Annotated in this window: 16 protein-coding genes; 11 read left to right on the top strand and 5 right to left on the bottom strand. The window is 65.1% G+C overall.

Annotated features, from left to right (window positions below):
* Positions 1-84: 84 nt before the first annotated feature.
* Genes Q0071_RS04895 through Q0071_RS04880 form a run of 4 tightly spaced genes read left to right on the top strand, consistent with a single transcriptional unit; the run spans position 85 to position 3613 of the window.
* Positions 85-549: a MarR family transcriptional regulator gene (locus Q0071_RS04895; RefSeq protein WP_298165916.1), complete on the top strand. Its 465-nt coding sequence runs from the start codon at positions 85-87 to the stop codon at positions 547-549.
* Entirely contained in the window at positions 542-1612 is a 1071-nt protein-coding gene (locus Q0071_RS04890; RefSeq protein ID WP_298165914.1) for an HlyD family secretion protein, read from the top strand. The genes Q0071_RS04895 and Q0071_RS04890 overlap by 8 nt, the downstream gene beginning before the upstream one ends.
* Positions 1596-3149, top strand: a complete 1554-nt coding sequence (locus Q0071_RS04885) for a DHA2 family efflux MFS transporter permease subunit (protein ID WP_298165912.1) — start codon at positions 1596-1598, stop codon at positions 3147-3149. The genes Q0071_RS04890 and Q0071_RS04885 overlap by 17 nt, the downstream gene beginning before the upstream one ends.
* A 41-nt stretch (positions 3150-3190) precedes the next feature.
* Positions 3191-3613: a DUF983 domain-containing protein gene (locus Q0071_RS04880; protein WP_298165910.1), complete on the top strand. Its 423-nt coding sequence runs from the start codon at positions 3191-3193 to the stop codon at positions 3611-3613.
* Here Q0071_RS04880 and Q0071_RS04875 read toward each other — a convergent pair.
* Genes Q0071_RS04875 through Q0071_RS04860 form a run of 4 tightly spaced genes read right to left on the bottom strand, consistent with a single transcriptional unit; the run spans position 3610 to position 6384 of the window.
* Positions 3610-4293 (bottom strand): glutathione S-transferase family protein, encoded by a 684-nt coding sequence (locus Q0071_RS04875; protein WP_298165908.1) that lies wholly within the window; start codon positions 4291-4293, stop codon positions 3610-3612. The genes Q0071_RS04880 and Q0071_RS04875 overlap by 4 nt on opposite strands.
* Before the next feature lie 4 nt (positions 4294-4297).
* The gene (locus tag Q0071_RS04870; RefSeq protein ID WP_298165906.1) at positions 4298-4957 is read right to left on the bottom strand and encodes a CoA transferase subunit B; all 660 of its coding nucleotides are present in this window, start codon (positions 4955-4957) and stop codon (positions 4298-4300) included.
* Positions 4957-5667 (bottom strand): CoA transferase subunit A, encoded by a 711-nt coding sequence (locus Q0071_RS04865; RefSeq protein ID WP_298165904.1) that lies wholly within the window; start codon positions 5665-5667, stop codon positions 4957-4959. Before Q0071_RS04865 ends, Q0071_RS04870 begins: the two co-directional genes overlap by 1 nt.
* 54 nt (positions 5668-5721) lie before the next feature.
* Entirely contained in the window at positions 5722-6384 is a 663-nt protein-coding gene (locus tag Q0071_RS04860; RefSeq protein WP_298165902.1) for an HAD-IA family hydrolase, read from the bottom strand.
* 140 nt (positions 6385-6524) lie between these two features.
* Between Q0071_RS04860 and Q0071_RS04855 the strand changes: the two genes are divergently transcribed.
* The 6 genes from Q0071_RS04855 to yihA all read left to right on the top strand — a co-directional run bounded on the left by Q0071_RS04855 (position 6525) and on the right by yihA (position 11061).
* Positions 6525-7304: a universal stress protein gene (locus Q0071_RS04855; RefSeq protein ID WP_298165900.1), complete on the top strand. Its 780-nt coding sequence runs from the start codon at positions 6525-6527 to the stop codon at positions 7302-7304.
* Between the two features lie 430 nt (positions 7305-7734).
* Positions 7735-7869, top strand: coding sequence for a 50S ribosomal protein L34 (gene rpmH, locus Q0071_RS04850; protein WP_298165898.1), 135 nt, complete (start codon positions 7735-7737; stop codon positions 7867-7869).
* Positions 7866-8303 carry a ribonuclease P protein component gene (gene rnpA / locus Q0071_RS04845; RefSeq protein WP_366886092.1) on the top strand — a complete coding sequence of 146 codons (438 nt, stop codon included), beginning with the start codon at positions 7866-7868 and terminating at the stop codon, positions 8301-8303. Before rpmH ends, rnpA begins: the two co-directional genes overlap by 4 nt.
* Complete coding sequence (gene yidD / locus Q0071_RS04840; RefSeq protein WP_298165888.1) at positions 8300-8512, top strand: membrane protein insertion efficiency factor YidD; 213 nt, start codon at positions 8300-8302, stop codon at positions 8510-8512. The genes rnpA and yidD overlap by 4 nt, the downstream gene beginning before the upstream one ends.
* Before the next feature lie 54 nt (positions 8513-8566).
* The gene (yidC, locus tag Q0071_RS04835) at positions 8567-10387 is read left to right on the top strand and encodes a membrane protein insertase YidC (protein ID WP_298165887.1); all 1821 of its coding nucleotides are present in this window, start codon (positions 8567-8569) and stop codon (positions 10385-10387) included.
* Between the two features lie 11 nt (positions 10388-10398).
* Complete coding sequence (gene yihA / locus Q0071_RS04830; RefSeq protein WP_298165886.1) at positions 10399-11061, top strand: ribosome biogenesis GTP-binding protein YihA/YsxC; 663 nt, start codon at positions 10399-10401, stop codon at positions 11059-11061.
* Positions 11062-11065: 4 nt separating this feature from the next.
* Here yihA and Q0071_RS04825 read toward each other — a convergent pair whose 3' ends face one another.
* Complete coding sequence (locus tag Q0071_RS04825; RefSeq protein ID WP_298165883.1) at positions 11066-13030, bottom strand: EAL domain-containing protein; 1965 nt, start codon at positions 13028-13030, stop codon at positions 11066-11068.
* Between the two features lie 136 nt (positions 13031-13166).
* Between Q0071_RS04825 and Q0071_RS04820 the strand changes: the two genes are divergently transcribed.
* A complete protein-coding gene (locus Q0071_RS04820) occupies positions 13167-13835 on the top strand; it encodes a glutathione S-transferase family protein (protein WP_298165881.1) in 669 nt (222 codons plus the stop codon).
* Positions 13836-13876 lie beyond the last annotated feature (41 nt).

Below are 13876 nucleotides of genomic sequence, written 5' to 3'. Positions count from 1 at the left end.
CTTGTCGAAGGGGAACCCGCGTCGGTGAGACTACCCTTTTAGCCTGTCTTGACTATAATAAGCACGATTATTATGTGCGTGCCTATGCAGAACAACATCGCTTTCCTGACCTCGGATGTGAGCCGCCTGCTGCGCAAGCGCTTCGATGTGGTGAGCCGCCGATTCGGCGTCACCGGCCCGCAGTGGCGCATGCTCGCTGCGCTGCGCCGCACTCCCGGCATCAACCAGGGCGCGCTCGCGCAGTGGCTCGAAGTGGAAGCGATCACTGCGGGGCGCATGATCGACCGGCTGGAAAAGTCCGGCATGGTCGAGCGCCGCGCCGATCCGAATGATCGCCGCGCCTGGCGGCTGTTCCTCACCGATGCCGCCACCCCGCTGCTCGACGAATTGTTCGTGTGCGCGACCGATGTGTTCGAGGAAGCGCAGCAAGGCTTTTCGGCGGCCGAGCGCGATCTGCTCCTTGCCCTTCTTGAACGTGTGCGCGCCAACCTTCTTGAGGAAGCCCCGCCCGAAAAGGTCCTGACACAAGGAGCGCTGGCCCATGGCTGAAGCCGATCCTTTCAAGCCAAGCGCGGCTGACAGCGCCGAAGGCGAGCGCCGCAAGGCCACCCGCAGCAAGCGGCTGCGTCTTGCTGCCATGCTGATCGTCCCCGCCCTTATCGTCGGCGGCGCACTCGCCTGGTGGTTCGGCAGTCCTGGCGAGGTTTCGACCGACAACGCATACGTGAAGCAGGACATCGTCTCGATCGCGGGCGAGGTGAACGGTCTCGTCGTTGCCGTGAACGTGCACGAGAACCAGCAAGTCAAAGCGGGCGATGTCCTCTTCCGCATCGATCCCACCAGCTACGAAGTCGCGATGCGCCAGGCTGATGCACAGATCGCCAGCGCGCAGGCCAACATCACCGCGCTTTCGGCCGATGTCGGCGCCAATGCCGCCAATATTGCCGGCGCGCGCGATGATCTCGCCCTCGCGGAAGCGCAGTATGCCCGTGAAAAGGCGCTGCTTGATCGCGGCTTCAACACCCGCGCCCGGATGGACGAGGCGCAGCACGCCGTCGCCTCCGCGCGGGATCGGCTGGCCTCGGTCGCCGCTGAAGTCGAGAAAGCGCGTGCGCAGCTTGCCACCGGCGCGCAAGTGCCCGGGCAGAACCCGCAGGTCGCTGCGGCGCAGGCCACCCGTTCCAAGGCCGCGCTCGATCTCACCCGCACTGTGGTGCGCGCGCCGGTCTCGGGCCGTGTCACGCAGGTGAACCGCCTGCAGATCGGCCAGATGGTCTTCACCGGGGTGCCGATGCTTTCGATCGTGCGCGAAGGCGGTGCCCGCGTGGAGGCAAACTTCAAGGAAACCGATCTCGCCCGCATGCGCTCCGGCCAGCCCGCCGATGTGAAGCTCGATGCCTATCCGGGCCTCAAGCTCAAGGGCCATGTCGATAGCATCGGCGCGGGCACCGGCTCCGAATTCTCGGTGCTTCCGGCGCAGAACGCCACCGGCAACTGGGTCAAGGTCACCCAGCGCGTGCCGGTGCGCATCGCGATCGATTCGTCCAGCGGAGACCGCCCGCTGATCGCCGGCCTGAGTGCGAACGTGACGGTCCATGTCGACGGCAAGTGATGCCCAGCAGCCTGCCTGGCTGGTAAAGCATCGCCCGCTGCTGTTCACTGCGGTGATGGCGGCGATGGTCATGCAGGTGCTCGACACCACGATTGCCAACGTCGCGCTGCCGCACATGGAAGCCTCGCTTTCGGCCACGCAGGAAACGATCAGCTGGGTGCTGACAAGCTATGTGCTTGCCTCTGCGGTAGTGCTGCCGCTCGGCGGCTGGCTGGTCGACCGGTTTGGCATCCGCCTCGTCTTCACGTTTTCGGTCGTGGCTTTCACCGCCGCCTCGATCATGTGCGGCCTTGCGCAGAACCTTGAGCAGATGGTGGCGTTCCGCGTGGTGCAGGGGATCGGTGGCGCGTTCCTTTCGCCTTTCGCGCAGACCGTGATGCTCAATTCCAGCACGACTGAAGAGCGACCGAAGATGATGGCCCTGTTCACGCAGGGTGTCATGCTGGGCCCCATCGCGGGGCCGCTGCTCGGCGGATACATCACCGAAAGCTACTCGTGGCGCTGGGTGTTCTTCATCAACGTGCCCATCGGGATCGCGTCCGGCCTCGTGCTGTGGTGGTTGCTGCCGCGCCAGGATGTGATCCGCCGCCCGATCGACCTCACCGGCTGGCTGCTGGTGGCGCTCGCGCTTGCCTCGTTCCAGCTCATGCTCGATCGCGGCCCCTCGCAGGACTGGTTCGGTAGCGCCGAAGTGGTGACCTATGCCGTGATCTGGGCCTGCAGCGCGTGGATGGCGGTAGTGCACCTCGTCACCGCCGAGAAGCCGCTGTTTCCGGGCCGCATGTTTGCCGATGCCAATTTCGTTGCCAGCCTCATTTTCATGTTCCTGATCGGCTGCGTGATGATGGCAGTGCTGGCGCTGTTGCCGGGGCTGCTGCAGGGCATCTATGGCTACCCGGCGGTCGATGCGGGCTGGCTGCTTGCCCCGCGTGGGCTGGGCCTGCTGGCCACGATCACGCTGCTCGGGCGCTGGATCACGAAGATGGATCCGCGCATCGCGCTCACCATCGGCATGGGCCTTTCGGGCTGGTCGCTGTGGCTCATGGCGGGCTGGTCGCCCGATATGCCGATGACCCCGATCTTCCTGACCGGCCTGATCCAGGGCGTGGGCATCAGCTTCACGATCATGCCGATCAACCTGATCGCCTTCGCTACGCTGCCGCCCGAACTGCGCACCGATGCGGCCGGGCTCAACAACCTGATGCGGTCTATCGGCGCCTCGATCGGCATCGCGGTGTGCACCTTCATGCTCGCGCGCAACATGCAGGTGAACCACGCGGAAATGGGCGCCCAGATCACCCGGATGAGCGTGCCGTTCGATCTCGATCGTATCACTGCCTATGGCGGCGTATCCGAGGCCGGAATGCGGGTGGTCGATGGCATGGTCAACAAGCAGGCGGCAATGATCGGATACCTCAACGATTTCTACATGATGGGCCTCTTGTGCTGGGCCTCGATCCCGGTGCTGTTCTTCGTCAAGGCCGGCAAGCCCGCCATGGGCGGCCCACAGATGCAGGCGGCGGTAGCGGATCACTAAAGTTATTGCTGGCGGCCTCGCCGAGGTTTAACGGCCATCCCATGGCTCTGATTTCAAATCCGAAGCTCGCCTGGATCCTGCGCTGCGGCTGGCAAGGCAAATGCCCGCGCTGCGGCAAGGGGCACATGTTTGCCGGCTGGCTCAAGCTCGCCAAGACCTGTGATCACTGCGGCCTCGATTTCGGCTATGCGCAGACGGACGATGGCCCCGCCTTTTTCGCCCTGTGCATCACCGCGTTCCCGCTGGTTTTCGTGGTGGTCTATGTGCAGGTGAAGTTCGATCCGCCGTGGTGGGTCCATGTCTTCACCTCGATGCCGATCCTCGTCCTCGGCTGCGTCGCCACGCTGCGCCCGTTCAAAGGGTGGTTAGCCGCCTCGCAATATGTGAATCATGCCGTCGAAGCGGGCACCGAAGGCCTCTGGGCAGAGCTGAACGCGCGCGAGAAGGCGGACGAGAAGCCTTAGGCTTTGCGGTAATCGGCGGTGATCGCCCCGCTGGCCGCAAGTTCTTCCTCGTGGCTCACTTCGCGCCAGGTTTCCGCGAGTGCAACTGCTTCCCATTCCTGCATCGCGGGATGCGCGATCACGTGGTCGACCCAGGCCTGACCCTTCCCAACGTCGAGGCCATAGCTGCGCACCCGGTAAGCGACCGGCGCGTAGAAAGCGTCGAGCACCGTGAAGGCCTCGCCTGCCAGCCACGGCCCGCCGAAGCGCGCAAGGCCCTGCTCGAAGATCTCGCGCACCCGCGCCACATCGCGCACCAGCGCATCGCGCATTGGGCGCGGCTGCACCCGCACGCCCACGTTCATCGGGCAATCATTGCGCAAGGCTGAAAAGCCGCCATGCATCTCGGTGACGGCGCTCTGCGCGAAGGCCCGGGCCGCTGCATCTACCGGCCACACGCCCGCGTGCCGGTCCGCCAGATAGAGCGCGATGCCGAGCGAATCCCACACGGTGGTCTCGCCATCAAGCAGCACCGGCACTTGGCCGGTCGGCGAGAACGCGCGGAACTCGTCATAGTTCGAAGGCTTGGTGAAAGGCTCGATGCGTTCCTCGAAGGGAATGCCCAGCGCCTTCATTAGCACCCAGGGGCGCAGCGACCAGCTTGAATAGTTCCGGTTTGCGGTGATCAGGGTATAGGCCAAGGGCTTACTCCACGTAGTGCGCCGTCGTCTTGGCCCTGACATCCTCAGCGCTGACGCCCGGCGCCAGCTCGATCAGCCGGAACGGCGAGGCGTGATCTGCCCGCGCGAAGACGGCAAGGTCGGTCACTATCATGTCGACCACGCCCTTGCCCGTCAGCGGCAGAGTGCATGCCGGAATGAACTTGGGGCTGCCGTCCTTGGCGCAGTGCTCCATCACCACGATGATCTTCTTGACCCCCGCGACGAGGTCCATCGCGCCGCCCATGCCCTTGATCATCTTGCCGGGCACCATCCAGTTGGCGATGTCGCCGTTTTCGGCCACTTCCATCGCGCCCAGCACGGTAAGGTCGATATGCCCGCCCCGGATCATGGCGAAGCTCTGCGCGCTATCGAAATAGGCGGACTGCGGCAGTTCGCTGATCGTCTGCTTGCCGGCATTGATCAGGTCGGCGTCTTCCTCACCCGCGAGCGGGAAGGGCCCGATGCCGAGCATGCCGTTCTCGCTCTGCAGCGTCACCGTCATGCCTTCGGGGATATGGTTCGCCACCAGCGTCGGAATGCCGATGCCGAGGTTCACATAGAAGCCGTCCTGCAGTTCGCGCGCGGCGCGGGCGGCCATCTGGTCGCGGGTCCAGCCAGCGGTCAATCCATCATGCTTGGTCATCAGCCGACATCCGTGTTGCGAACCGTGCGGAACTCGATCTTCTTGTCATAGGGCGAACCCACGATGATCCGCTGGACATAGACGCCCGGCAGGTGGACGCTATCTGGATCAAGGCTGCCGGTGGGCACGATCTCTTCCACCTCGACCACGCAGACCTTGCCGCAGGTGGCGGCTGGCACGTTGAAATTGCGCGCGGTCTTGCGGAAAACGACGTTGCCCGTCTCGTCCGCTTTCCACGCCTTCACCAGCGCCAGATCGGCGAAGATTCCGCGTTCAAGGATGTATTCCTGCCCGTCGAAAACTTTGCTTTCCTTGCCCTCGGCCACCAGCGTGCCGACGCCCGTCTTGGTGTAAAATCCCGGAATGCCTGCGCCGCCTGCGCGCATGCGCTCGGCCAGCGTGCCCTGCGGGCTGAATTCCACCTCGAGCTCGCCCGAAAGGTACTGCCGCTCGAATTCCTTGTTCTCGCCCACGTAGCTGGCGATCATCTTCTTCACCTGCCGCGTGCGCAGCAGCATGCCGATGCCTTCGTTGTCGATCCCGGCGTTGTTGCTGGCGAAGGTCAGATCCTTGACCCCGGATTCGCGCACCGCTGTCAACAGGCGCTCGGGGATTCCGCAAAGGCCGAAGCCGCCGCAGGCGATCAGCAAGCCATCCTTGAGCAACCCGTCAAGGGCGCTGGCGGCATCGGGATAAAGCTTCTTGGCCACGCGAATCCGGCTCCTGTGCTATGCAGCGCCTATCTAGCGCCCAGCGACAGCTTGTCACCCCAGCGGGAGCGCGAGCAGTGCTGAAAGGTCGGCCAGCGCCTGCTCGCCGCTCGTCACCTTGATCGCGTGCATCCCCAGCTTTGCCGCCGGTTTGCAGTTCACGCCAAGGTCGTCGAGGTAGATGCAGGCCGCGGGTTCGAGCCCCAGTTTCTCGCACATCATCTGGTAGATGCGCGGATCGGGCTTGCGCACGCCGGCCTTGCTGCTTTCGATCACATGCTCGAAGCGCGCGAAGATAAGCTCGAGCGCATCGCTGCGGTCTTCGCTCCTCGCCAGGCCGGCGCCGCCGTGTCCGGCGGGCACGTTGTTGGTGATGCAGGCGATGCGGTAACCGGCGGCCTTGAGTTGGTCGAGCGCAATGACCATCGCTGGCCGGACCGCGCCTGCCAGCACGGCAAGCACTTCGCTACCGGCCAGATCGTGCCCTTGCACACGCGCTTCCGCTGCAAACAGCGCATCGAACTCCGCCGCGCCGATCTCCGCCCGTTCAAACTTTGCCCATGCGTTGTCGTCGGGGTTCATCGCATTCACCCGGCGCACGAAGTCCTGCGGCAGGCCGCGCTCCGCTTCCAGCCGATTGAACGCTTCGAACGGCGACGAGGTGATCACCCCGCCGAAATCGAAGATCACTGCCGCAAACGCCCGCTCCGTCACCATGCCCGCTCCCAGTTGCGTGTTGCTGGCGGCATAGCGGTCGCGGCGGTGCGTGCAAGGGCAAGGAATTGACCTGGATCATTGGGCATCGGTCCGGATCGGGTCTATCAGTGGCTGCATAGCCAAACCCAAGGAGAAACCCCATGCGCTCGATTCTCTGCCCGGCGGACAACGCCGATACGCTGAACGACAGGGTCGAAACCGCGCTCGCGCTGGCGCGGGCGATGCGCGGCCACGTGTCTTTCCAGATCGCGACTCCCTTCGCGCAGATGGCGCTGTGGGAGCCCTTCGGCGGGGCGGCGCTTTCGGCCGAAGTGATCAACGAGGTGCGCGCAGCGGACGAGCAGCTTGCCACGGACCTCGACAAGCGGCTCGCCAACGAAGACGTGCCCTTCGACGTGGTGCTCACCGATCAGGGCCGCGTCGAAAGCGTGGCCGCGGCGGCGCGCTTCACCGATTGCATCGTCGCCAGCCTCGATGATCCCGCGCTCGAGGAAGTGGCGCTGGGTTCGCGCTGCCCGGTGCTGGCGCTGCCGCGCGGGGTGCCGCTGGTCGTGTTCGACAAGCCGGTGCTGCTCGCCTGGGATGGCGGGCATGAAGCCGCTGCTGCCATGCACGCAGCGCTGCCGCTGCTGGCCCTCGCCAGCGCGGTCCACATCCTGATGGTGCGCGAAAAGGAAGACAGCTTCCCCGCGCGCGATGCGGCCTGCTACCTCTCGCGGCACGACATCCATGCCGAAGTCCATGAAGTGGCAAAGCACGGCGCGATCGGCACCATGATTGCCGACAAGGCGCACGAACTTGGTGCGGGACTGATCGTGATGGGCGTGTTCGGCAAGAGCCGGCTGCGCGAACTGCTGCTCGGCGGAGTCTCGCGCGAGTTGCTCGACAAGTCGATGGTCCCGCTGCTCCTGGCACACTGAACGCCGCGACCTTCCCCTTGGGGCATGTTGCGACGCGGCGAAAGCGCTATCCGATTTTGGCATTGTCGCCATATCCGGGAGTCATACTGCTGTAATGGCGATGGAAATTGGCGGTTCCCAGGCGATTATGCCGTTTTGATTGCAAAAAGTGCAACCATTATGACCCATTTCGCACTTGCGAGAACAGGGGGATAGTTGCATATGAAAATGGCCTTTCAGGCATCCTCTCCCAAAACTTTCAGGCCCGGTTGGCAACGACCGGGCCTTTTTTCTGCCCGAGCCATTCGGCCTGGGGCACGGGGCAGGAAGGCGCCGCAATCCTAGCGGTGCTTGACTGCAAGAGTATCGCAGCGTAGTGGCCCGCTCCTGATTCCGGGCCGCGTTTTGCGCTGGCCACGGTCAAACCGATTCGAACGAAAAGAGCAAACCGATGAAGCGCACTTTCCAGCCCAGCAATCTCGTGCGTGCCCGCCGTCACGGCTTCCGCGCCCGCACGGCCACTGTCGGCGGTCGCAAGATCCTCCGTGCCCGCCGCGCTCGCGGTCGCAAGAAGCTTTCGGCCTGATCCCCGAAGCGCCAGCCGCCCCGGACGCTGCGGCGACGGGGCTTCGGCTGGAGATCATTGCGAAGCGCGCCGATTTCCTCGCCGCGAACAACGGAATCCGGGTCGCAAGGCCCGGTTTCGTGCTTTTGGTGAACCCGCTGGCACGCCCCGATGGCTTGCGCCGCTTCGGGGTTACCGTCACCAAGCGCATTGGCAATGCCGTTGCCCGCAACCGCATGAAGCGGCGCCTGCGTGCGCTCGCGCGGGAAATCCTTCCAGCTCAGGGCATTGCCGGTGCAGACCATGTGCTGATCGGCCGTGAAAACGGGATCGAACGCAATTTCGCGCTGCTTCGCCAGGAACTCGAAGCCGCGCTTTCCCGCGTGGCTGCGGGCAAGGGTGATCCGCCGCGCAGACCTTCTACCAAGGGCAAGCCCAAGGGACGCGGCAAGTGATCCGCCGCCTGCTGATCGTCCTAGTTCGCCTCTGGCAACTCGGTCCCTCGGTGATCCTGCCGCCCTCGTGCCGCTACAGCCCCTCGTGTTCGCACTATGCGATCGAGGCGCTGCGCAAACACGGTGCGATTAAGGGTGGTTGGCTGACGGTGAAGCGGCTATTGCGCTGCCATCCTTGGGGTGGCCACGGCTACGACCCCGTCCCCTAGTGCCGGTGCCGTGACAGCGTATCCTGCAGACATGACTTTTCGACGCGAGGCAGAGTGGAAAATCAGCGCAACGTAATTCTGGCGATGGTGCTCATGGCCCTCATGCTGGTCGGCTGGGACCTTGGCATGCGGTACTATTACCCTGCGCCTGCCAAGCCTGTCGCCGGTGCTGCCGCCGCACCCGGCGCCCCCGCCGGCAACGCACCTGCCACCGCGTCCACGCTCAAGCCGACCCGCGAAGGCGGCCTGCAGGCCCCGGCCGATGTCGCGCTTGAAAAGCAGGACCTTGCCCAGACCCTCGCCGCCGGCCACCGCATTCCGGTCGATGCGCCCGGCCTCAAGGGTTCGATCAATCTCCTCGGCGGCCTCGTCGATGATCTCACGCTCGCCCGCCACCGCGAAACGCTCGACAAGAACAGCCCGCCGGTGCGTCTGTTCTCGCCCGCCGGCACGCCCGCGCAGCACTATGCGCAGGTCGGCTGGATCGGCCAGAACGGCATTGCCGCCCCGGGACCGGACACGATGTGGCAGGCCGAAGGCGCGAAGCTGACGCCGGCGACGCCCGTCACGCTCAAGTGGACCAATCCCACCGGCCAGACTTTCGCGATCCGCTATGCGATCGATGCGAACTACATGATCACGCTGACCCAGTCGGTCAGCAATGCGGGCGGCGCGCCCGTTGCGGTCAAGCCCTTCGCGCTGGTCAACCGCACCGACCGCACCGCCAGCCTCGATACCTGGAACGTCCACTCGGGCCCGATCGCGGCGTTCGATGGCGCGGTCACGTTCGATAACAACTATTCCGACGTGAAGACCGCCGGCACGGTCAGCCCGGCGGGCTCCGCCAACTGGATCGGCTTCACCGATATCTACTGGCTCTCGGCCCTGGTCCCGGACACGGCGAACGGGGCGGTTCAGCCCAAGGGGGATTTCCGCAGTGTCGCGCCCGATATCTTCCGCGCGGACCTGATCTATCCCGTCTCGACCGTCGCGCCGGGGCAGACCGCGACGCAGACCGTGCGCCTCTTCGCCGGGGCCAAGGAAAACAATGTGCTCGAGGCCTACGAGAAGCAGGGGGCAACCAACCTCTCGCTCTCGATCGACTGGGGCTGGTTCCGCTGGTTCGAGAAGCCGATCTTCTGGCTGCTCGATTCGCTGTTCCGCGCGGTGCACAACTTCGGCCTCGCGATCATCCTGCTCACGCTGATCGTGCGTGGCATGATGTTCCCGGTCGCCCAGCGCCAGTTCTCCTCGATGGCGGCGATGCGCGCGATCCAGCCCAAGCTGAAGGTCATCCAGGAACGCTTCAAGGACGACAAGCAGAAGCAGCAGCAGGAAATCATGGCGCTGTACAAGGCGGAAGGCGTGAACCCGCTCGCCGGCTGCCTGCCGATCTTCCTGCAGATCCCGGTGTTCTTCGCGCTCTACAAAGTGCTCGTGCTGACCATCGAGATGCGCCACCAGCCCTTCTACCTCTGGATCAAGGACCTCTCGGCCCCCGATCCGCTGCACGTGCTCAACCTGTTCGGCCTGCTGCCGTTCACCCCGCCCGCGTTCCTCGCGATCGGCGTGCTGGCGATCCTGCTCGGCATCACGATGTGGGCGCAGTTCAAGCTGCAGCCTGCCGCGATGGACCCGGCGCAGCAGCAGGTCATGGCGCTTATGCCGTGGATGATGATGTTCGTGATGGCACCCTTCGCGGCAGGCCTGCTGATCTACTGGATCACCTCGAACCTGCTCACCATCGCGCAGCAGAAGTACCTCTACAGCAAGCACCCGCAGCTGAAGGCGCAGGCGAGCAAGGACCAACTCGATATCGACCGCGTGGCGCTGCGTGAGCAGAAGACCACTCCGCGCAAGCCCAAGACCCGGTGAGTGACGCCGCGATGACCGCACCGACTGAAGAGGAAACCACGGCGCGCGCCGCACTTGAGGAGCGCGCCCGGCGCCTGTTCGCAGGCCCCGTGACCTTCCTCAAGTCCGCACCCGCGCTCCAGTTCCTGCCCGATCCCACGGTGCCGGAGATCGCGTTTTCGGGCCGCTCGAACGTCGGCAAGTCCTCGCTGCTCAATGCGCTCACCGGGCGCAATTCGATGGCGCGCACCTCGGTCACCCCCGGCCGCACGCAGGAACTCAACTTCTTCGATCTTGGCGAGCCGATCCAGATGCGGCTGGTCGACATGCCCGGCTATGGTTTTGCCAAGGCGCCGCCCAGTGTGACCGAGCAGTGGCGGCGGCTCGTGCGCGATTTCCTGCGCGGCCGTGTCGTGCTCAAGCGCACCCTGCTGCTCATCGATGCGCGCCACGGCATCAAGGCGGTCGATCAGGACATGATGCAGATGCTTGACGAGGCCGCCGTGGGCTACCGCGTCGTTCTCACCAAGGCGGACAAGATCAAGGCCAGCGACCTTGCTGCAACGGTGGCCGCAACCGAGGCCGCCGCGCGCAAGCGGACAGCCGCGTTCCCGCAGATCCACGTGACCTCGTCGGAGCTCAAGATGGGTATCCCCGAGCTGCGCGCCGCTATCCTGGCAGACGCCGCGATCTGACGGATTACGCGGCGTTGCGGCTCGCCCGCCGCTCCAGCAGGGTATCCAACGCCACCGGCCGCTCGATGAAGTACCCTTGCGCATAGTGGAAGCCTGCAAGCGTCGCTTCCATCAGCTGCATTTCGGTCTCGATCCCCTCGAACACGCATTCCAGCCGCAGCGAGCGCGTCAGATTGAAGATCGCGCGCACCAGCCGGCGGCCCTCGCCATCGTCGAGCCGCACCGCGAAGCTGCGGTCGATCTTGATGATGTCGATCGGCAGCATATGCAGCGTGCTGAGGCTCGAATAGCCCGTTCCGAAATCATCGAGTGCGATCTTTGCCCCGCAAGTGCGCAGTTGCTCCAGCGCGGTGCGCGCGCCCGCAAAGTCGCCGATCAGCGATGTTTCGGTGATCTCGAACACCAGCCGCTGGGCTTCGATGCCGCTGCGCGCGATCCGCTCGATCAGCGCGGCGACCGTGCCGGGATCAGCGATGTCGGTCGGGGCGAGATTGAAGGACAGGCGCTGCTCGGGCGGCAATTGCGTGAAATCGGCCAGCACCCGTTCGAACGCGGCGAGCGTAACCGTGCGCGCCATGCCGAGCCGCTCCGCCGTTGCAAACAGCTGTTCGGCCGGCACCGCGCCGATGGTTGGCGATTCCCACCGCGCCAGTGCCTCCACCCCGACCGTCGCCATCGAACGCGTGCGGACGATCGGCTGGTAGGCCATCGCCAGTTCGCGCCCCAGGTCCGCGCTCTGCAAGGCCGCTTCCAGCGCCTGTTCCGATCGGATGATCCGCTCCAGTTCGCAGGAAAAGCGGACGATCCCGCCGCGCCGAGCCTTCTTGGCGTGATAGAGCGCAAAGTCCGCGCGGTCGAACAGGTCATGCGCGCGGGTGCCCGCCTCCGGCCAGGCAGCCAGCCCGCCCGAGCAGCCGACGGAGACCACGATATCGCCCAGTGGCACCGGCTGCTGCACCCGCTCGCAGAGCCACGCGCCCATCGCTTCAGCCGCTTCCATCGAGCCTTCGATGATGAGGCCGAACTCATCGCCGCCGAGCCGCGCGATCACCGCGTCGGGTCCGCTTGCCGCGCGCAGCCTTTCGCCGATCACTTGCAGCAGGCGGTCGCCCTGCGCATGGCCGTGGATATCGTTGATCGGCTTGAATCGGTCGAGATCGATCACCCCGATCGCGAAGGGGGCGCCTCGGCCTCCGCGCGCCAGCAAGGCATCGAGCCGGGCGAAGAAATAGCGCCGGTTCGGCAGGCCCGTCAGCGGGTCCGAATGTGCGAGGCGGGCGTTCTCCTCGGCAAGGTGCTGCGCTTGCGCTCGTTCATGGTGCAACGCGGCCTGCGAATCCTCCAGCGCGGTGAACGATCCATACGAATCGCGCAGCACCTTCAGCACGACGACGCTTACCAGCAGGATGTTGAGCGCCATGGAGGCCATCGTCACCGTCCCGCACGCAAGACAGTACGTGAGGAATACCCCGAGCACGACGAAGCTGACGAGGTGGGCGGCGCGCGGCAAATAGCTCAGGCAGAAGATGCAGCCCATCACGGTGATCGCCACGAACACGGTGACATGGCCGTGTTCGTCGCCATCGCCGTACTGATCGAGCAAAAGCGCCCATGAGACGAACAGCACGGACATTGCCGCCGCCATGATCTCGGTGCGCCGCAGCACACGCTGCGCCTGCCGTTCGGTCACGCAGGCCTCGTCGATCGGCCGCATCCACTGCAGCGTTCGCATCGCGCAGGCGATGATCAGCACCATCGGCACGTTGATCGACAGCCAGGCCGGTGCGGCAATGTGGTGGGTATAGGCCAGCGCCGCCGCATTCATCGTGAGGATGAAATACATCGGCGGCAATTGCCTGCGCAGGCGCAGGAACTGCTCGACGGGCAGCGGACGCCGTGCGGACCCCACGTCCGGGGGCCCGACTGCCGCCATGAAGGGCGCAGCGGAGAGTTCAGCTTGCGATGCCATGTCGCTTACTCGCCGATGCGCTCTTGTCGCCGGGTTGCGCCGCCTATCCGCGCAAATGCGCCGGGTATGTGATGGAAAAACTAACCTTGAACGCTGCCTCGACAGCGCCGCGCGGAAGGGTTAGGCCTGCTTGCGCATGAAGCTCGTCATCGGCAATCGCTCCTATTCCAGCTGGTCCTTGCGCGGCTGGCTTTCTGCGCGCCAATCCGGCCTCGCGTTCGAAACGCTGGTGATCCCGCTCTATGGCGAGAACTGGGAAGAGACCAAGTGCGCCGTGCCCGAACTCGCCCCCGCAGCGGGCAAGGTGCCGGTGCTGTGGGACGGCGATGCCGTCGTTTGGGATAGCCTCGCGATCCTCGAATACCTTGCCGACAAGGTCGGGCGCGATCGCTACTGGCCCAAGGCCGATGATGCCCGCGCCATGGCTCGCGCGATGGTGGCGGAGATGCATTCGGGTTTCGCCGCGCTGCGCAGCGAACTGCCGTTCAACTTGCGCATGGATCCCTTCGAAAAGCCGCTGAGCGATGCGGTCTGCGCCGATGCCACCCGCATCCTCACGCTCTGGGCGCAGGCCCGCGCCCGGTTCGGGCAGGGCGGCCCGTACCTGTTTGGCACGTTCGGCGCGGCGGACATCGCGTTCGCGCCGGTCGTGGTGCGGCTGCACCAGTATGGCGTGCCCGTGCCGGGCTTTGCCGCCGCCTATATGGACGCGGTGTGGGAGCACGAGTGGCTCGAAGCCTGGCGCGCTACCGCTGCCGAGGAGCCATGGTCGATCCCGCGCTTCGATGCGGCGGCACTAGGCTGAGCAGTGCTTCCCTCCTGCGCCGCGCTCGGTTAACTGCAGAT

The organism is Novosphingobium sp. (assembly GCF_027486195.1).
GTDB lineage: Bacteria > Pseudomonadota > Alphaproteobacteria > Sphingomonadales > Sphingomonadaceae > Novosphingobium.
This window is presented reverse-complemented; position numbering and strand designations above follow the sequence as displayed.